Genomic DNA, 19,341 nt, shown 5'->3' on the forward strand with positions numbered 1-19,341 from the left:
CCGATCAGAAGTTGTTGATGACCGAGGCGAACACCAGGTCGATCTTGGCGGAGTCGGAGGCGTCGAACCACTGACCACCGGTGGCCTCGGCGATGCGCTGCAGCACGCCCGTGTCGGCGCTGTTGCCGTAGGCGATCGGGAAGATGCGCACCGGCGCTGCCCCCGATCCCTCACCCGAGTCCTGGCGGATCTTGGCGATCAGCGAGTCGAGCGAGATGGACGAGTCGGTGTCCTCACCGTCGGAGAGCACCACGATCGCGTTGATGCGACCGGGCTCGGCGCGACTGCGCATCTCGTCGTACGCCGTGGCGATGGCGTCGTAGAGCGGCGTGCCGTTGCGCTGGGCGTAGCGGAGGTCATCGAGCGAGGTATTGATGCTCTCCTTCGCGTCGGCGAGCGCCTCCACGTCACGCAGCGCCACGATGCCGTTGCCGGCGTCGGAGGAGACACCGGTGGTGAAGGCCCACACGCCGACCTCGTCCGTGGAGCGGAAGTGGCCGAGCGTGGACTGCGCTCCCTGGATCGCGCCATCGAGGCGCGAGCGGCCGTCGCCGATGGGCTCGTCCATGGAACCCGAGATGTCGATGAGCTCCAGCACGCTCGACGGCTTGCGGATGGTGGTCCACTGGTCGATGGCCGCGGACACCACGTCCACCGCGGGCTGGGGGAGCGAGACGGTCGGCTTCGCCGGGTCCACGCCGTAGGCGGCGGTGAAGAGGTCGCCCAGGGGCACCGACTCGTCGAGCGGGCGGAAGCCGAACTGCGGCAGGATCCGCTGCGCGGTCTCGGTCTGCACGAAGGCGGCGAACGCCTCGCCGGCGGCGCGCTGCTCCGGAGTGACCCAGGAGGTGCCCAGCACGGTGATGGGGTTGTCCGACCACATCGATCCGCCGCTCGGGTAGACGGCGACCAGCTTCTCCTTCGGCGGGGTCAGCTTCTCCCCCGGCTCGACGGTGTGCGAATCGGCGTTGCCCTGGTTGTAGTTGAGCAGCGAGGTCTCCTCCAGCGCCACGGCGGAGACGTAGCCGGAGCCGCCCGTGCCGTTCTGCGTGCCCTTGTACAGGGTGTTCAGCACCTTGCCGGTGGTGTCGCCGTAGTGGATGACGCACTCCTCGAACACGCGCGAGAAGTCGGCCGCCGCTGCCACATCCGCGGTCGTGAGGTCCGCCGTCTTGTCGGCAGCGGCGTAGGACTGCATGAGGATGGCGGACAGACCCGTGGTGGAGGTGTTGGGGTTGGTCTTGGAGATCTTGAACGCGCCCCAGACCGGCTTGCCGACGCTCCCCCAGCCCTCCGGGTCCTGGCAGAGCTTCGCGAAGTCGGCGATGCCGATGTCCTTGTTCGGCCAGCCGAGCGCCTTCGCCATCGTCTCGGGCATGCCGAACACGATGGGGGTGTGGGTGAAGGACTTCGGCTCCCCGACGATGGCGGGCGACGCCGCAGCGGCCACCCGGGAGGTCCACACCGTTGAGGCGGGTGACCACATCGTCGGCCAGCGGCGGGGGTCCTCATCCGGCCAGTCGCCACCGGCGGTGAGGTAGCGGGTCGCATCGCCGGAGGTCACGTTGATCGGCCGCACGGTCGCGCAGGTCTTCAGCGACTTCGCCTCGGACGACTCCTTGAATGCGTCCGCGAGCGCGTCCAGCATGTTGACCTTCTCCGAGCTCGTGGCCACCACGACGCTGGTGCAGCCGTCATCTGCCCAGTCGGTGCCGGAGGAGGTCTCATCCACCGGCCCCGAGGCCGAGCAGCCGCTCAGCACGACGATCGAGGCGAGGGCGGCGATGCCCCAGCTCCGAAGGCGACGGCCCCGTGTCGTTGTGCGATTCCCCCTGCGCTGCTGACTCATGGCACCAGCGTATTCGGCGCTTCGCGCGAGCGGGAACTTCGAGACCCTTCCGTTGTCCGGAGGGTGGACGAACGGACGTCGGTGGAATATGTTGTGCGAAACAACTTTTTAGCGGAGGAGCAACGATGCCCCAGGCACTTCGGGTGGCGATGATCGGTCACGGCTTCATGGGGGCCGCCCACTCACAGGCATGGCGCGTGGCGCCGCGGTTCTTCGACCTGCCCGCCGACGTGCGGATGCAGGTGCTTGTGGGCCGCAATCTCGACAGCGCCCGCGCCGCGGCGGACACCTGGGGCTGGGACGAGGCGTCCGATGACTGGCGTGCCGTGATCGCACGCGACGACATCGACGTGGTCGACATCGTCACCCCGGGCGACACCCACGCCGAGATCGCCCTGGCAGCCCTGCGCGCCGGTAAGCACGTCATGTGCGAGAAGCCGCTGGCCAACACCGTCGCAGAGGCCGCCGAGATGACCGCGGTGGCCGAGGAGGCGGAGCGCAACGGTGTGCGATCGATGGTCGGCTTCACCTACCGCCGGGTGCCCGCAGCGACGTTCGCCCGCCAGCTCGTGGCAGACGGCCGCCTCGGCGAAATCCGCCAGATCCGCGCCGAGTACCTGCAGGACTGGCTCACCGACCCCGAAGCGCCGCTGACGTGGCGACTGCAGAAGGAGCGCGCCGGATCCGGATCCCTCGGCGACATCGGCGCCCACGCCATCGACATGGTCGAGTTCGTCACCGGGGCGCACCTCACCTCGGTGTCCGGACTGCTGGAGACCCTGGTGACCGAGCGTCCGCTGCTCGCCTCCGGCGTCGGGCTGAGCGGCACCGCATCGGATGAGCGGGGCGAAGTCACCGTCGATGACGTGGCGCTGTTCACCGGACGCTTCGACAGCGGGGCGCTCGGATCGTTCGAGGCGACACGCTTCCGGACCGGGCGCAAGAACGCCTTCCGGTTCGAGATCTCCGGCACGCGAGGCGCCCTGTCCTTCGACATGGAGCGCATGAACGAGCTGCAGTTCTACGACGCCACCGCGCCCGAGCTGGAGCTGGGCTTCCGGCGGATCCTCGTCACCGAGGCCGAGCACCCCTACGCGGGGGCCTGGTGGCCCACCGGGCACATGCTCGGCTACGAGCACGGCTTCAGCCACCAGGTGGTGGACTTCGTCACCGCGATCGCGGACGGGACTCCCGCATCGCCCAGCTTCGCCGAGGGCCTGCACATCCAGCGCGTGCTGGATGCCGTCGAGGCGAGCTCCGCGGCCGGCAGCACGTGGGTTCGGATCGAGTCCTGACCCCCTCCCCGAGACGTGCGCCGGTGGGCGAGAACCGGCGCACTGTGTGGATTCCCACCCGCGGACGGATGTCCCCCCCCCCCCCCCGTCAGATGCCTACGGGAAAGAGTCAGATGCCCGCGGGATCAGATGCCCGCGGGAAAGAGGTGACGGACGTAGAAGCGTGCGGCATCCTCGCCTGCGAACGACGGCACACCCGTATGACCGCCGAGGTTCGCCTGGAGTGTCTTCTCGGACGACCCGAAGGCGTCGAACAGGTCCAGAGCCATCTGCCGGTCGTTCCCCTCGTCATCCCACTGCAGCAGCATGTGGATCGGAATCGTGAGCCGGTGCGCGGCGTCGAGAACGCTGCGAGGCACGAAGCTGCCCGCGAAGAGCCCGGCTGCCACGATCCGCGGATCGCGGAGTGCGAGAGCGATGGCGATCGAGACGACGCCCCCGGAGACGGCGACTCGATCCCCGATGTCGTCACGCTGCTGCACCGCGTCCAGGGCGGCCTGCCACTCCGGTACGGCGCGATCCACCAGCGGCAGGATGAGTCGATCGACGAGGTCATCGCCCGGCGGCCGCCCGGCTGCGAGCGCCTCGCGCAACTCCGCGCGCACCTGCTCCGCTCCGGGAAGCGGCGGCCGCGCACCCGCGCCGGGCTGTTCGATCGCGATCGAGGCGATTGCCGACGATGCCGCGCTGCGCGCACGCGCGCGCAGACCCGGCCGCATGCGCTCCAGCGCGAACCCTCCGGGCTGTCCGAGCAGGATGAGAGGAGCCGGGGCCCCAGCCGAAGCCGCCGGTGTCCAGAGCACGCCGTCGATGTCTCCCAGCGTGAAGTCCCGCTCGATGAGCACCTCGTCGACGCGATGGTGGGTGGTGATGTTCATGGTCTCCATTCGGCGCCCGGTGTCCGGCCGTCGGCGTGACAGAATACGCCTGCCTGGTCGCAGCGGCTCGCCGTCGGAAATCCGCCACTGACGACGCCGATAGGCTCGAGGGATGGCTGCAGGCGCGACGATCCACACCTTCCAGGTCTCCCTCGCCGACGTCGACCGCGGCGTCTATGAGGAGCTCTCCCTCCGCGTCGCGCAGCATCCGTCCGAGACGGCCGCGTACATGCTCACCCGGGTGCTGGCCTATGCGCTGGAGTATGAAGAGGGCATCGACTTCACCGCGGGCATCTCCTCGGTGGACGAGCCCGCCATCCTCGTGAAGGACCTCACCGGGCGCATCACGGCGTGGATCGAGGTGGGCTCCCCCGACGCCGGCCGCGTCCACTTCGGCAGCAAGCTGGCCGACCGCACCGTGGTGTGGACGCATCGCGACCCGGCCAAGGTGATCGCCACATGGGCGGGCAAGCCGCTGCACCGCGCCGAGGACATCCGCGTGCGCAGCTTCGATCCCGGATTCATCGAGTCCGCGGTCGCGGCGGTGGAGCGGCGGAGCACGATGATCGTCTCTGTCACCGAGGGCCAGCTGTACCTGGATCTCAACGGGCAGTTGTTCACCACCGAGTTGCACGAGCGCGCCGCCGGCTGACTCATCATCGCCTGCCGCGAACGCAGGAGCACGTCGCGGAACCATGACCGATCCGGCGGATGGATCATGGGTTGGCGACATGATCATGATTTCGTGACAGACCACCGCATGATGCACCCCGGGAACACCGGCGTGTCACGGATCTGCATCATGCATTCCGCGGGGGTCGAAAACGCGGCATAATCCGGGATGAGCGGATTCTCACCCGAGTCCCCGACCGCTCACCCCCTCCGCCGGTTCTCCGGTCGTCCCCGAAATGTGGCCCCCATGCGCGTTCGTCGTACCGCTTCGTCGTCCCTTCGCACCGCGGCACTCGGCATCGTCGCCGCCCTCACCGTCGCACTCGGCATCGTCGCCGTTCCGGTGGCGGCGTCGGCGGTCGCACCGATCGTGATCGACGACTTCAGCGGGACGGTCACCGGCACGCGCTCCGTCGACTCGACCAGCCCGTCCGGCTACGGCTTCACCGAATCCGGAGGCGTGGGAATCGTGCAGACGTACTCGCCGAACGGCGGCTCGGTCACCGGCACCACCCTGCAGTACACCTTCGGCTCAGCGCTCGATCTCACCTCCAACGGCAACAACACCGAGTTCATGATCGGCGTTGAGAGCGTCACCCGTACCGGGAACGCTCCCGAGTGGGAAAGCGCGGTCACAGCCGCGATCTCGGTGACCGACACCAACGGCACCACCGGCGTCTACAACACCGGATACCCGGTAGTGACCGATTTCAACCAGATCATGAACTTCAGCTGCAACGGCATGTCGGCATGCTTCACGCCGTCGCCGGATTTTCACAGCGTGGCATCCATCACGGTCTCGTTCTACTCCCCGCGCAACCTCTCCCCCGACGTCACCACGATCCGCCTCACGGAGATCCGCACCACTCCCACCGGTGGCGCCCAGCCCGGCGCTCCCGCCGTCACCTTCGCCCCGGTGGGCGCCACCAGCCCGCGGTGGATCGAAGGGACAGGGCAACTCTCCTGGGATGTGTCGATCCTCTCCGACGGCCAGCCCGCCAGCCTGACGACCGGGCCCGCAGCCACCTCCTTCGCCGTCCAGACCACCGGCACGGTCTCGGCGGGCGGTGCGACGCTCACCAACCTGGGCAACGGACGCTACCGCTACACCACCACCGTGTCCGGAGCGGGAACGATCGCGCTGCGGGCTCCCGCGGGAATCGTGACCGACAACTGGGCGCAGTCGAACAGCGCTGCACTCAGTGACCCGGTGACCATCGCCCAGGGAACCGCGCCCACGATCAGCCCCCTCACCGCCACCGCCATCGTCGGGGTGGCCTTCAGCCGGCAGCTCTCCGCGACCGGCACCCCGGCACCGAGCTTCTCGGTGTCGGGCGGCCAGCTTCCGCCCGGGACGTCGCTCTCGTCCTCGGGTCTGATCTCCGGCACCCCCACCCAGGCCGGCACGTTCACGTCGTCCATCGCCGCATCCAGCGCGCTCGGATCGCCCTCGGCCGCCGTGACCATCACCGTCAACGCGGTGGGCTTCGTCACCTCCCCCAGCGTCTCGTTCACGATCAATCAGCCCGCCGACTTCACCGTGCGCTGGGAGGGCCCGGCGAACACTCCGGTCACCGTGGGCGGCACCCTCCCCGACGGAATCGTGTCGGAGCAGGGCGACAACTCCCTGCATCTGACCGGGATACCGACACGGGACGGTCGTTTCATCGTCCCCCTCACGCTTCCCGGCGACGTCACCCAGACACTCACCATCGACGTGCTCTCCGCCCCCGTGATCTCCGGGGCACTGTCGGCGGACGGGGCCGTGAACACCGCTTTCTCGCAGACGTACACCTCGGCTGGGTGGCCCGCTCCGAGCATGGACGTCGTCGGGACGCTGCCGGCCGGGCTCACCGCCACGACCAGCGGATCCGGCCTCACGGTCTCGGGCATTCCGCAGGCCACGGGTACCTTCACGTTCCAGGTCCGTGCCACCAACTCCACCCAGCAGACGCTGTTCCCGGTCATCGTCGTGATCGGGGCCGCCGCCGGCATCACGAATCTGGTCAGTAACACCAACGCCCCGGTCGGCGAGCGCACCGTCATCGCGATCGGTGTCGCGGGCTCGCCGGCACCGACAGTGACCGCCGTGTCCTCCCCGGGTGACGCAGCGCTGCCGTCCTGGCTCGCACTGGCCCAGAATCCCGGTGGCGGCTGGGAGCTGGTCGCGACCCCCGATGCCTCCAGCGTCCCGGTCACCGTTGCGGTCACAGCGACGAACCGGTGGGGTTCAGGGAGCAGCGAGACCGTGGTCAGGCCCTTCGTCGGTCCCTCGATCTCCGGCTCCACGGAGATCACCGCTCCCGTCGGCGTCCCGCTCACCCCGGTGATCCTCACCGTGAGCGGCGATCCGGTTCCCGCCCCGAACACCGGCGTCACCGTCATCGGCGACCTGTATGGCCTCCAGGTCACGCAGGAGGCCGGAAAGGTGACGTTCTCCGGCACCCCGACCAGCACGGGCACCTCCACTCTCCTGGTGACGGCCACTCAGTTCGGCGTGACGACCACCCACGAGGTTCTTCTCACCATCACACAGGCCCCGACGATCAACGCCGGCGCCGACATCCTGGTCACCATCGGCGACGAGATCGACCGGAAGATCGAACTGACCGGATATCCCGAGCCCTCGGTCGCCGCCACGGGTCTGCCGGAGGGGCTGAGCATCGTCACCGACGGGGACGGCACCTGGGTGCGCGGCACGGTGACCGAGAACGGTGAGCACGTCGTCGACCTCACGGCTGTGAATGGCACCACTCCCGCACACGACCAGCTGCGCATCACCGTCAACGAACCTGCGCGGATCACCTCGGCGCCCCGGGTCGAGTTCCCGTTCGGCCAGGATTCGACCTTCCTGGTGACGACCTCGGGGTATCCGGCACCGCACCTCTCCATCGCATCGCTGCCCAGCGGCATCACTTTCGTCGACAACGGCGACGGAACGGGCACGGTCTCCGGCCGGCCGACGAGCACGGGCACCTGGTACGCGACCGTCACCGCGGCGAACTCCCTGATGGACGTGCAGCCGCTGCAGATCGACGTCACCGACGAACCGGCGATCACGGCTGATGCCTCCTACGACCTGCCCGTGGGAGAGCCGGTCGACATCACGATCACGGCCAGCGGCTACCCGGCACCGGTCGTCACCGTCGCGGGTCTCCCCAATGGACTCACGGCGACAAGCACCCCCACCGGGGTGCGTGTCCAGGGCACGCCGACGCTGCCCGGGCTGTACCACCCCCTCGTGACCGCGACGAACGACCGCGGCACCGTCACAGCACAGCCCACGATGACCGTCGGATCGGCACCGGTCGCTGCGGTTCCCGTCGATCCGCGGTACCGCGTCGGTCAGCCCATGACCGTGCAGATCGCGACGGCCGGTTTCCCCGCTCCGACGATCACCGTGGACGCCCTGCCGGCCGGGCTGAGCCTGACACGGATCGACGATCTGCTCTGGCAGATCTCGGGCACTCCGACCGAGGTCGGAACGACGTTCACACTCGTCCGTGCCGAGAACGGCTTCGCTCCCGCATGGCTGGTGCCGATCGCCCTCGTGATCGACGCCGTGCCGCAGTTCACCTCCCTCGACGCGGCGACCTTCGCCCTCTGCGAGACGGGTACGTTCACCGTGACGACGACGGGCTACCCGAACGCGGCGCTCACCGCCTCCACGCTTCCCGATGGCCTCTCGTTCTGGCCGAACGCCGACGGCACCGCCACCATCACGGGCGCTCCGACGCAGAGCGGCGCATTCCCCGTCACCCTCACCGCCGCGAACGGCACCGAGGACGTCACGCAGGAGCTGACGATCACCGTCACCGAACCCGCCGCCATCACCGGCCCGGCGGACGCGCGCTTCCGCGCGGGTGTCGAGGGCGAGGTCACCATCACGACGACCGGCTTCCCGGTGCCGGAGCTCAGTGCCGTCGGAACTCCCGACGGGCTGGTCTTCGTCGACAACCACGACGGAACCGCCACGCTGTCGGGCATCCCGGTCGCGGGCGGGGCGAGCGACCTCGAGGTCCGCGCGGCCAACGTGCGGGGAGCGGCGTATCGCACCATTCCCATCACCGTCACGGAGCTGCCGCTGATCACCTCGGCGAACACCGCAACGGTGGGCATCGACTTCCGCCTGCCCGTCACCGTCTCCGGCTTCCCGGTGCCGACGGTGACCGCTGAGAATCTGCCCGCGGGAGTCATTCTGGTCGATGACGCGGATGGCATCGCGCTGGTCGGATCCGACGCGGCGCGGGGTGTGCACGAGATCACGCTGCACGCCGATGTCGACGGCACGGCCTATCGCGCCACGCAGCTCTTCACCCTCACGGTGGAGGATTCGCCGCGCATCACGAGCGGCACCACCATCGACACCCACGTGGGTGACGCGATCGCAGTCCCGGTGACGACGAGCGGATACCCGGCAGCGGCACTGAGCGTTGCCGGACTCCCCGACGGGATCACCTTCGCCGACAACGGCGATGGCACCGGTCTCTTCTCCGGCGCGACCACCGACGGCGGCCGGTTCACGATCTCGGTCACCGCGCAGAACGCGCGAGGAATCGACGCCGTCGAAGTCGTGGTGACCTCGACGGAGGATCCGGCGATCACCTCCGCGGATTCTGCCGTGGTCGGTGCAGAGTTCGTGCTGCCCATCACCACCGATGGTTTCCCCGCACCGGAGCTCAGCGCAGACGGTCTGCCGAAGGGCGTCGAGCTGACCGACGTGGATGGATCGCCGGCGCTCGTCGGAACGGACGTTCGCGGCGGTGAGTACACGTTCACGCTGCACGCGACCAATGTCGTGGGAACAGCGGACCAGTCGTTCACCCTCACCGTGCAGGAGGCACCGGCCTTCACGAGCGCCGACACCCTCACAGCGAAGATCAGGGACGACGTGCAGTTCACCGTGACGACGACCGGCTTCCCGGCGGCATCGATCGTAGATGCCGGGCTGCCCGCCGGCCTCACGCTGACAGACAACCACGACGGGACCGCCACGATCAGCGGAACCCCGACGACGTCCGGAACGAGCGCCGTCGTGCTCACCGCGGCGAACTCCACCGGCTCCGCCCTGCAGCTGCTGCGGATCACGGTGACGGCGCCGACCGTGTTCACCTCGCCCGCAGCGGCTGATTTCCGCGAAGGCGAGGCCGGATCCTTCACCGTGCACACCGAGGGCTTCCCCGTTGCATCGCTCGCTGTGGGGGCGCTACCTGCGGGTCTGAGCTTCGACGACGCCGGTGACGGTTCGGCGACGATCTCCGGGACTCCGACCGCCCCCGGCACCTACGCGGTCACGATCACGGCCACGCGGAGCGCCCTTCCCACGGCCGGCGTGCTGCGAAGCCTGCTCGCCGCCGCGACGGCGCAGGCCGACGCCGTCGACGGCGCGGTGCAACAGACGCTGGTGATCACCGTCGCCGAGCGCTCCGTGGAGCCGACACCGACACCGACACCAACACCGACGGATCCGGGAACCCCGACGCCCACCGACCCGGTGCCGAGCGGAACGGCGTCGCCGACGCCCACGCGCTCGATTCCCGCGGTGCCGGCTTCGCCCTCCGCCACCCCTCTCCCGTCGACGGGTGCAGAGGTGTCGGGAGCCCCGGTCGCGATCGTCCTGCTCCTCGCGGGTCTGAGTCTGTTCGCCCTCACGCGTCGTCGTACTCACCGCTCGGAGTAGCCCCCGGCTCCGAGCCTCCGAAACGAAGGGCGCCCCACGGGGCGCCCTTCGTCCGTCATCCGGGCCGTCGCCGGACGTCGCTACGAGTTGCGCAGCATACTGATGAGCTCGCCCTTGCGCTTTCCCGAGTAGCCCGAGATGCCGAGTTCCTTGGCTCGCTTGCGCAGCTCGGGAACGGTCCATTCGTCGTACGGCTCGGCGTCGCCGCCGCGTCGCCCCACGGCGGATCGGCCATCGCGCGCGGACGCGTTGGCGATCCGTGCCGCCTTCTGTTCCGATGCGCCCCCACGCCGCAGGGCGCGGTAGACCTTCTCGTCCTTGATCGATGAGTTGCGCTGAGGCATGTCCTCTCCGTTCTCTCGCGGGATCCACTGACCTTCCACCGTCTCGCGCTCGCCCGGGCTTCGCGAGGGGGGTGTCGGCCTGCGATTCAGCGGCGTAACGTGGAGAGACCGGGTGCAAAATACACACGGGTCGCACCCGGCGAACGGAGGTGCAGCATGACCGATATCCCAGGCCCCGATCGCGTCGCCCCGTCCGCGGACGACGCGGACTTCCTCAGCCCCGATCCGACCATCGCCCCCGAGCCCGCTGATGCCGACGAGCGCGGGATCGACGATGATCCGGATCCCGGCTTCCCCGATGACGAACGTCCGACGGGCTTCCCCGACGACGTGGAGAGTGCTCCCGGCGTGGGTTTCGGCGCCGGAGCAGAAGGAGAGGACTGACATGGACACCGCAGCTGACGAGCCACGCGAACACGCCGGAATCCTGGAGCCGGCCTTGTTCGACGATGCCGCGGCCGGGCACCCCAGCCAGGCCGAGGGTGAGGATTCAGACCGGGACGGTGATTCCGCCGATCCGCGCCCCGCCGGCCACCCCTCGCAAGCCGAGGGCGACGACGACTGAACCGGAAAGATCGAAAACGCACCCCGGATCGCGTTCCGGGGTGCGTTTTCGATCTCCCACCGGAGTCGGGCCGGCTGAGGAGCGGGCAGATTCGGAGAAGCGCACCGGGGTGGAGCACTTGTAACGTGGCGTCAGACGAAAGGGAAAGCCATGAGCGACACCAGCGCAGGACGCATGACCGCCACCGAACGCGCCGCCGTGAAGGCACGCGCAGCCGAGCTCCGAGCGGAGCAGAAGCGCGCCGCCGCCGAGGACAAGGCCGCTGCCGAGCTGCAGGACGTGCTCGATGCGATCGCCAAGCTGCCCGATGACGAGCGCGCCGTGGCAGAGCGGGTGCATGCCGTCGTGCTCGCCACGGCCCCGCAGCTGCAGCCTCGCACGTGGTACGGGATGCCGGCGTATGCGCTCGACGGCAAGGTCATCTGCTGGTTCAAGAACGCGAGCAAGTTCCGCGACCACTACAACTCCCTCGGCTTCGAGAACGCCGCCGCGCTCGATGAGGGAACGATGTGGCCCATCGTCTACGCCATCACCGACATCTCGGCCGCCGACGAGGAGCGCATCGCCGCGCTGGTCACCCGAGCTGTCTCCTGACATCCGTTTCATTGCGCGCAAAACGCTCCTATTCACGGGGAATAGGAGCGTTTTGCGCGCAATGAAACGGGTGAGGGGCTACGACAGGAGCACAAGCTCCTGCGTGGGGCGGGTCATCGCGACGTAGAGGTCGACGGCGCCAGTGACGCCGTCGCCGAAGGCGTCGGGTCGCATGATGACCACCAGGTCGAACTCCAGCCCCTTGGCCGTCACCGGTGTGAGGAAGCGGACCCGCTCGTGCGACGCGAAGGCGGACGAGGCAAACGAGTCGTCGGCGATCACGGCGGCGAGCCCCTGCGGATGAGTGTCCAGCCACGCCCGCAGCACGTCATCGCGCTCAGACACCAAGCCGTGGCGTACCGGGATGCCGGATTCCCGCACCGACGTGGGCACGTTCGCATCCGGAAGCACCGCGCGGATCACCGGTGCGGCCGCGGCCATGACCTCGGCGGGGGTGCGGTAGTTGACCGTCAGCCCACGCTCGCGCACATCGCGGATGCCCACGCGCTCCAGCCGCTCGCGCCAGGACTCCGTGAACCCGGCGCGCGCCTGCGCACGATCGCCCACCACCGTGAAGCTGCGTGAGGGGTCGCGGCGCAGCAGCATCGCCCACTGGGCGTCGGTGAGCTCCTGCGCCTCGTCCACCACGATGTGCGCGAACTGCCGGGACACCTCGTCGCGCGCAAGACCGGGCAGCGCGTCCCAGTCCACCAGCTTCTCGCGGAGGGCCGCGCTGTCCTCACCGCGCAGCATCATGATCGCGCCCTCGCCGTCATCGTCGGCGTCCACGAGGTACTCCACGATCTCGGCTCGATAGCGACGTTCGACGGCCTCCGCCGCGTCACGTTCGCGCTGTGCTGCGAACCGGCCCGGATCCCCCACCCGCAGACGGGCCGCGTCCAGCAGCGGAAGATCCGCATCGGTCCACGCCCGCGGATCATCCCGCTGCAGCAGCGCCACCTCGTCCGCGGACAGCGACGGCGCCACGGCCGCGAGCGCGACCGGATCGGAGAACAGCCGTGCCAGCACGTCGCCGGCTTCGAGGATGGGCCACACGGCATCGAACGCCGTGGCCAGCTCGTCGTCGCGCTCCAGAGCACGGCGGAGGTACCGGGCATTGGCGGCATCCTCGCCGTAGCGATTCACCAGGATGCGCAGCACCTCCTCCCACACCGCGCCACGGGCTTCGTTGTGCACCTCCCCGTACTCGACGGCCTGCATCGCGCGCTCCCAGTCGGCGGGGGTGATGCGCATGTCGGCCCACTCGGTCTCGATCACGGTGTCCTGCGCGGGGACCTGCTCGAAGAAGCGAACGGCGTCCTCCACCGCGCCCACCAGGGGCAGCGACTGCTTCAGCGCCCGCACGCGCGGATCGGCTTCAGGGATCGCATCCGCCGACTCCGGAACGAGGTCGTCCAGCGTTCCGATGCGGACCCCCTCTTCCCCGAGGCTCGGCAGGACGTCTTCCACGTAGGCCAGATAGGGCTGGTGCGGGCCGATGAACAGCACGCCGCCGCGTCGCTCGTCCAGGCGGGGATCGGCGTACAACAGGTACGCGGCGCGGTGCAGGGCAACCACGGTCTTGCCGGTTCCGGGGCCGCCGTCCACCACGAGCGCGCCATGGGACTCGTCGCGGATGATCGCGTCCTGATCGGCCTGGATGGTTCCGAGGACGTCGCGCATACGCGCCGAACGGCTCGTGCCGAGGCTGGCGATGAAGGCTGACTGATCGTCGAGCGCCGCCGCATCCGTGAGCGCGTCGGGGGTGAAGCCCTCATCCCAGTAGTCGGTGATCCGGCCACTGGTCCATCGATAGCGTCGACGGCTGGCCAGTCCCATGGGGTCGAGGTGCGTGGCGCCGAAGAACGGCTCGGCGGCGGGGGTGCGCCAGTCGATGAGGAGACGCTTACCGTCGGCGTCGGCGAGGCCCAGGCGCCCGATCCAGACGGGCTCGGACCCATCGGCCGGTGTCATCCGCCCGAGACAGAGGTCCACCCCGAAGCGCTGGAGCATGCGCAGCCGCGCGCCGAGACGGCGCACGGCGAAGTCGCGGTCGAGGCGCTCCTGATTGTTGCTCCCGCCGCCGCGGGAGGCATCCGCCAGGCGGCGCGCGGTGTCGAGGAGCTGGTCGTCGATCGCCGCGGCGATCTCGGCGAAGCGCTGCTCATCGGGTCCGATGAGAGCGGGGGTGTTCTTGAAGGAGAGGGAGTCGGGCAGGGCGAACGGGGAATGGGACAAGGCATCAACTCCGGTTTCACACGAGCCGGCGGACGCGGTGCCGAACGGGTGCGCACCGTGTCCGCGTCGGCGCAGAGTCCCCTATTGTGCACCCCGCAGGGGCCCTTGCGGCAAGGCCCCCTCCCTGACGTATCCTGGATGTAGCGGGAGGTTCCAACACCTCCCGTTCGTCGTCTGTCGAAGCCGGTGTCCATCCGTGAGCGACTCTCGTCCATATTCACGGCTCGGGGCATCGTCCCCCGTCAGCCGATGCGAGAGGCTCGTCATGAAGGGACGGGAATCATGGGCAGCAACACCATCCTCATGGGGATCACCGACAGCGACGCGGGCCTGCGGGCCTTCGACTGGGCAGCCGACCGTGCTGCAGCGCTGGGCCAGGAGCTCCACGTCATCTCCGTCGTCGGCGGCGCCACCGGAAGCGTGGGAGATCGGGCCGCGCGCGACGAACGTGAGTTCCAGACCGAGCAGCGGCTGATGGAGATCGTGCGCCCTCGGCGCGAGGCGGGACTGTCGATCGCCACGGAGGCGATCAGCGGCGACCCCGTGCGGGTGCTGCTGGAGCGCTCGAAGGACGCCGCTCTGCTCGTGATCGGCAGCGACCGGCTGGCTGACGACCAGCGGGCTCGCGGCGAGCACGGCTCGCGCATCACGGCGGGGGCCGCCTGCCCCGTGGTCGTGGTCGCCGAGATCGTCGAGCGGGAGCGCTCGGGTGTGGTGGTGGGCGTCGACGGATCCTCGATCTCCGAGGCGGCGATCGCGTTCGCCGCCGGTGAGGCCCTTCGTCTCGGCGAGCCGCTGATCGCCCTGGGCGTGTGGACCCCGCTGCAGGCGGTCTCCAGCCCCGTGCTCATCACCAGCGAGTACAAGGCGTCGTTGCAGACCCTCACGGAGGAGACCGTCACGGCGGCCGTCGCGGGGATCCGGGACGCGCACCCGGAGCTGGACGTGCGAGTGGAGGTCGAGGCGGGATTCCCCTCGACCGTCATCCTCAGCCACGCACGCACGGCTCGTCTCGCGGTGGTGGGAAGCCACGGTCGCGGCGCGATCGCCCGTTTCCTGCTCGGATCGGTCAGCACCGAGGTGCTCGCGCGCCCCACGTCCGTCGTCGCCGTCGTCCGCTGATCAGCCCTGCAGCCGGGGGTCCTCGGTGGGATCCGCGTAGGGCACCGGGCAGGCGCCCGACTCGTCCGTTCCGGTGAGCTCGAAGTGCCAGGGCTCGTTGTTGTACACGTTGCACAGACCCCAGCGCGCTCCGTACTGCATGAGCCAGTAGTAGGCGTCGGTGAACCCGACGTCCACCGCCTCCCCCCGGACGTGCGCGGACGTGGTCGGCGTCGCGACCCAGCGTGCCGCCTCCTCGAGGCTGCCGTAGTCCGCCACGGCGTCGTCCAGCAGCTTCTGCTGATACCGCTCGGTGCGCCACCCACTCGTGACGCGGAGGTCGATGCCGTCGGACTCCGCGGCCTTCGCTGCCTCCCGCAGCGCCGCCAGCAGCTCCCGGTTCAGACCGGCGATCGCGGCCTCCGATCCGTCCGGGTCCAGCGGCTCACCGTCCGGCACCATTCCGTCGGCCTCCCCGATCTCACCGGCCGGCTCGACCTGCCCCGCCACCTGCGGGCGCGGGGACAGCGCCTGTGACACCGCCGCAGCCACCACGCAGGTGATCAGCGTGAGCACGAGCGCCACGAGGGCGAGGCGGAGCAGGAACGGGGGGCGTGTCTGGGTGCGGTTCATAGTGGTCATTCCACGCGGGCGCGTGTTGCGAGGGCGTATGCCGAAATCGATACGCCCGCGATATGCCCGGGTCCGTAGGCTCGGAGCATGCGAGTACTGATCGTGGAGGACGAGCCGTTCCTGGCCGAGGCCATTCGCGACGGCCTGCGCCTGGAGGCGATCGCTGCGGACCTCGCCCTCGACGGCGACGCGGCGCTGGAGCTGCTGGCGATCAACGCCTACGACGCAGTGGTACTCGACCGTGACATCCCGGGGCCGTCGGGCGACGAGATCGCCCGCCAGATCATCGCTTCGAGCGCCGGGACGCGGATCCTGATGGCAACGGCGGCTGACCGGCTGGATGACAAGGAGAGCGGCTTCGAACTGGGCGCCGACGATTACCTCACCAAGCCGTTCGTCCTGCGCGAGCTGGTGCTGCGCCTGCGGGCACTCGCCCGCCGGCCTCGCGCCACCCTGCCGCCCGTCCACGAGGCAGCGGGGCTGCGCCTGGACACGTTCCGGCGCGAGGTCTATCGCGACGGGCGCTACATCCCCCTCACACGCAAGCAGTTCGCCGTACTGGAGGTCCTGATGAGCGCCGAGGGCGGGGTGGTGAGCGCGGAGGATCTGCTCGCACGCGCCTGGGACGAGAACGCCGACCCGTTCACCAACGCGGTGCGCATCACGATCTCGGCGCTACGCAAGCGCCTGGGCGAGCCCGGGCTCATCCACACCGTGCCGGGTGTGGGGTACCGCTTCGGCGAGAACGCATGAACGCCCCGTACCGCCCCCGCGGCCTGTCCATCCGCATGAAGCTCACGCTCACCTACGCGGGCGTGGCCGCCCTCGCCGGCGGGGTGATCTGGGCGGTCGCTCTGGCATACGCCGTGCGGTACGTGCCGACGGGTCCACTGAACGATGCGAACCGGGGATGGATCCCCAATCAGCAGGATCTTCTCAACGCCTTCCTGCCCCGCGCCACACTGGCGTATGCGATCGTCGTGCTCGCCGGCTTCATCGGCGGATGGTTCCTCGCCGGACGCGTGCTCCGCCCCGTCCACGCCATCACCGACGCCGCCCGGCTGGTGAGCCAGGGCTCGCTGTCGCACCGCATCGCGATGCCCGGCGCGGGCGACGAGCTGCACGACCTGGCCGACGTCTTCGACGACATGGTGGCGCAGGTGGAGGGCCGGCTCAACGAACAGCGCCGGTTCGCGGCGAACGCGTCCCACGAGCTGCGAACGCCCCTGGCGGTGACGCGGACGATGCTGGAGGTGGCGGCCACAGATCCGCAGGCGGACACCGAGCAGCTGATCCAGCGCCTGGCGAGCATCAACGATCGCGCATCCGCCACGATCGAAGCGCTGCTGCTGCTCTCCCGCGTCGACAACACGGCCGTCACCCGTGTGCCCGCGGATCTGTCGCTGGCGGCCGAGGAGGCGCTGGAATCCGCGCTGCCCCTGGCCGAGAAGCGCGGGGTCACCCTGATCGAACGCTGCGACCCGGCCCCCGTGATCGGGGACCCGGTGCTGCTGGTGCGCCTCGCGGCCAATCTCGTGGGCAACGCGATCGCGTACAGCGGCACGGTGGAACCGACGGTGTGGGTCTGCACGGAGACCCGTCCCGGCGCCCGTTCGGTGCTCACCGTGGAGAACACCGGGGCGGAGCTCGACGCCGATGCCGTGGCGACGTTCACGGAGCCGTTCGCGCGCGGTGAGCGCACCGCACGTCGCGCGGAGGGCGACACCGCCGGGGTCGGGCTGGGGCTGGCCATCACGGCCTCCATCGTGCGTGCGCACGGCGGCTCGCTCCAGCTGTATCCGCGCCCCGGCGGCGGACTCTACGTGGAGGTCTCCCTGCCGTCCTGACCCGGGGCTCAGTCGCGGATCTCGATGATGACCGCGGCCGCGTTGTCGGGAGCGCCGGCGTCCTGGATCGCTGCGGCAAGATCGTCCCGTGCGGCGACCACGCTGGTCCCTGCGGCCAGGATCTCCTCGATGCGCACCGTGGGCAGCGTGGCGTGCACGCCGTCGGTCGTCAGCAGCAGCCGGTCGCCGCGCACCACGCGGACGCCGGTGATGTCCGGCTCCGAATCCAGCGCTGCGGAGACGGCCCGATTGAGGACGGCCCGCCGCGGATGGAGCCGCGCCTCCTCATCGCTCAGCCGCCCCTCTTCCACCAGCGCCGCCACCTCCGAATGATCGAAGGTCAGCTGACGCAGCACGCCCTCACGCATCAGCCAGGCCCGCGAGTCGCCGAGGTGCGCGATCGTGACCACGTCACCCGCGAGCGCCATCACCGTCAGGGTGCAGCCGCTCTCCGCGTCGCCGCTGTCAGCCGCCGCGGCTGCGAAAGCCGCCTCCAGCGCATCAGCCCGGTGCCCGGCGGATCGAACGGCTCCGACCGCGCGGCGTGCGGCCGCCGCGCCGGCCGGCCCGAAACCGTCCGCCACGGCCCAGACCTCGTCCCCCGCCATCACCGCATCGGCCTGGTCGGCTCGGGATCCCTGCAGCAGCAGGGTCTCCGCCTGCACCTCGGGCGTCGTCGTCGTCATCATCTCGATCTCCTGTCTGCGAAGGTCAGCGATGAGTTCGTGGACGACGACGCGCCGCGACCGCAGGTCCGCCTCGGTCTGGCGCCAGTACGACGTCAGCTCGGCGGCGGCTGCGGCCGCGGGCAGATCGGTGATGGTGCGGATGCGTGCCAGCGGGACGCCGACACGGCGCAGCGCCGCCACCAGCCGTGCCCGCTCCACCTGCTCCGGCGCATAGCTGCGGTACCCCGTGAGCGGATCGACCGCCACGGGGGCGAGCAGGTCGAGCCGGTCGTAGATCCGCAGCGCCTTCGGGGTGAGCCCGGTCAGTGCGGCGAACTCGCCGATCGTGAATCGCGCCATGTCCTCTTCCTCATCGCGTCGGCGAAAGACCGCCGAAACACGAGGATCAGCCCTGCCCCAGGGGCAGACGCAAGCTCATTCGACCATGTCGTCGGTGACGCGTCCGCCGGTCTGCAGCGTGTGGATCCATCCCGACAGGTCGAAGCCCTGCCGCTGCGCCTCCATGAGGAACTCCGACTCCACCTCGCCGGAGAGCCGCGGCGTGCGCGAGAGCAGCCACAGGTGCTTGCGATCGGGCGTGCCCACCAGCGCGACGGTGTAGTCGGGGTCGAGCTTCAGCACCCAGTAATCACCCTCCGTGAAGGGGATCCACCGCAGCGCCTGCGGCAGGAACGAGACCTTGAGACGGCTGAACGCGCCGCCGGTCGGCCGCGCGACCCCGACGGCCTGGCGCGGACGGGCATCGCCGTCGAAGGAGCGGTTGTCCACCCGGACCGTGCCGTCGTCCTGCAGGGTGTACTCCGCCGTGACGTCCGCACCATCGGTGGGCTCCTGCAGCAGCGGGAGCCTGCCGATCTCGTACCAGAGCCCCGCATACCGAACCAGATCCACCGCATCCACGGCCGTCACGTCGATCTTCTCCGCCATGATCACTCCTCACGTCTTCGTTGTCCGAG

Annotated in this window: 16 protein-coding genes; 9 read left to right on the plus strand and 7 right to left on the minus strand. The window is 69.7% G+C overall.

From position 1 onward, the window contains the following. Positions 1–4: 4 nt before the first annotated feature. Complete coding sequence (locus tag LQ566_RS07555) at positions 5–1,849, minus strand: substrate-binding and vWA domain-containing protein (RefSeq protein ID WP_231090998.1); 1,845 nt, start codon at positions 1,847–1,849, stop codon at positions 5–7. Between the two features lie 149 nt (positions 1,850–1,998). Here LQ566_RS07555 and LQ566_RS07560 point away from each other — a divergent pair, with 149 nt between their 5' ends. Next, on the plus strand, positions 1,999–3,144 hold the full coding sequence (locus LQ566_RS07560; RefSeq protein ID WP_231091397.1) for a Gfo/Idh/MocA family protein: 1,146 nt from the start codon (positions 1,999–2,001) through the stop codon (positions 3,142–3,144). 125 nt (positions 3,145–3,269) lie between these two features. Here LQ566_RS07560 and LQ566_RS07565 read toward each other — a convergent pair whose 3' ends face one another. After that, positions 3,270–4,022: an alpha/beta hydrolase gene (locus tag LQ566_RS07565; RefSeq protein WP_231090999.1), complete on the minus strand. Its 753-nt coding sequence runs from the start codon at positions 4,020–4,022 to the stop codon at positions 3,270–3,272. 112 nt (positions 4,023–4,134) lie between these two features. Here LQ566_RS07565 and LQ566_RS07570 point away from each other — a divergent pair, with 112 nt between their 5' ends. Together LQ566_RS07570 and LQ566_RS07575 are read left to right on the plus strand one after the other, a co-directional pair. Next, on the plus strand, positions 4,135–4,674 hold the full coding sequence (locus LQ566_RS07570) for a YaeQ family protein (RefSeq protein ID WP_231091000.1): 540 nt from the start codon (positions 4,135–4,137) through the stop codon (positions 4,672–4,674). 267 nt (positions 4,675–4,941) lie between these two features. Further along, entirely contained in the window at positions 4,942–10,374 is a 5,433-nt protein-coding gene (locus tag LQ566_RS07575; protein WP_231091001.1) for a beta strand repeat-containing protein, read from the plus strand. 80 nt (positions 10,375–10,454) lie between these two features. On the opposite strand, the gene LQ566_RS07580 is transcribed toward LQ566_RS07575, so the two are convergent. Continuing rightward, entirely contained in the window at positions 10,455–10,718 is a 264-nt protein-coding gene (locus LQ566_RS07580; RefSeq protein ID WP_231091002.1) for a DUF7218 family protein, read from the minus strand. A 156-nt stretch (positions 10,719–10,874) separates the two neighbouring features. On the opposite strand from LQ566_RS07580, the gene LQ566_RS07585 reads away from it, so the two are divergent. The 3 genes from LQ566_RS07585 (at position 10,875) to LQ566_RS07595 (ending at position 11,877) form a co-directional block, all read left to right on the plus strand. Further along, a complete protein-coding gene (locus tag LQ566_RS07585; RefSeq protein WP_231091003.1) occupies positions 10,875–11,102 on the plus strand; it encodes a hypothetical protein in 228 nt (75 codons plus the stop codon). Position 11,103: 1 nt separating this feature from the next. Further along, positions 11,104–11,283 carry a hypothetical protein gene (locus tag LQ566_RS07590; RefSeq protein ID WP_231091004.1) on the plus strand — a complete coding sequence of 60 codons (180 nt, stop codon included), beginning with the start codon at positions 11,104–11,106 and terminating at the stop codon, positions 11,281–11,283. Positions 11,284–11,433: 150 nt separating this feature from the next. Continuing rightward, positions 11,434–11,877 carry an iron chaperone gene (locus tag LQ566_RS07595; protein WP_231091005.1) on the plus strand — a complete coding sequence of 148 codons (444 nt, stop codon included), beginning with the start codon at positions 11,434–11,436 and terminating at the stop codon, positions 11,875–11,877. A 78-nt stretch (positions 11,878–11,955) separates the two neighbouring features. On the opposite strand, the gene helR is transcribed toward LQ566_RS07595, so the two are convergent. Continuing rightward, positions 11,956–14,115, minus strand: a complete 2,160-nt coding sequence (gene helR, locus LQ566_RS07600) for an RNA polymerase recycling motor ATPase HelR (protein WP_231091006.1) — start codon at positions 14,113–14,115, stop codon at positions 11,956–11,958. A 282-nt stretch (positions 14,116–14,397) separates the two neighbouring features. Between helR and LQ566_RS07605 the strand changes: the two genes are divergently transcribed. Then, on the plus strand, positions 14,398–15,237 hold the full coding sequence (locus LQ566_RS07605; protein WP_231091007.1) for a universal stress protein: 840 nt from the start codon (positions 14,398–14,400) through the stop codon (positions 15,235–15,237). On the opposite strand, the gene LQ566_RS07610 is transcribed toward LQ566_RS07605, so the two are convergent. After that, complete coding sequence (locus tag LQ566_RS07610; RefSeq protein WP_231091008.1) at positions 15,238–15,849, minus strand: M15 family metallopeptidase; 612 nt, start codon at positions 15,847–15,849, stop codon at positions 15,238–15,240. Positions 15,850–15,936: 87 nt separating this feature from the next. Here LQ566_RS07610 and LQ566_RS07615 point away from each other — a divergent pair, with 87 nt between their 5' ends. Both LQ566_RS07615 and LQ566_RS07620 read left to right on the plus strand, forming a co-directional pair. Then, positions 15,937–16,602: a response regulator transcription factor gene (locus LQ566_RS07615; RefSeq protein ID WP_231091009.1), complete on the plus strand. Its 666-nt coding sequence runs from the start codon at positions 15,937–15,939 to the stop codon at positions 16,600–16,602. Continuing rightward, complete coding sequence (locus LQ566_RS07620; protein ID WP_231091010.1) at positions 16,599–17,696, plus strand: sensor histidine kinase; 1,098 nt, start codon at positions 16,599–16,601, stop codon at positions 17,694–17,696. The genes LQ566_RS07615 and LQ566_RS07620 overlap by 4 nt, the downstream gene beginning before the upstream one ends. Positions 17,697–17,704: 8 nt before the next feature. Here the strand turns inward: LQ566_RS07620 and LQ566_RS07625 are convergent, their stop codons facing one another. Continuing rightward, entirely contained in the window at positions 17,705–18,724 is a 1,020-nt protein-coding gene (locus LQ566_RS07625; protein ID WP_231091011.1) for a MerR family transcriptional regulator, read from the minus strand. A gap of 75 nt (positions 18,725–18,799) precedes the next feature. Then, positions 18,800–19,312, minus strand: a complete 513-nt coding sequence (locus tag LQ566_RS07630) for a lipocalin family protein (protein ID WP_231091012.1) — start codon at positions 19,310–19,312, stop codon at positions 18,800–18,802. Positions 19,313–19,341 lie beyond the last annotated feature (29 nt).

Origin of the sequence: Microbacterium nymphoidis (assembly GCF_021044885.1) — a bacterium.
Classification (GTDB): Bacteria; Actinomycetota; Actinomycetes; order Actinomycetales; family Microbacteriaceae; genus Microbacterium; species Microbacterium nymphoidis.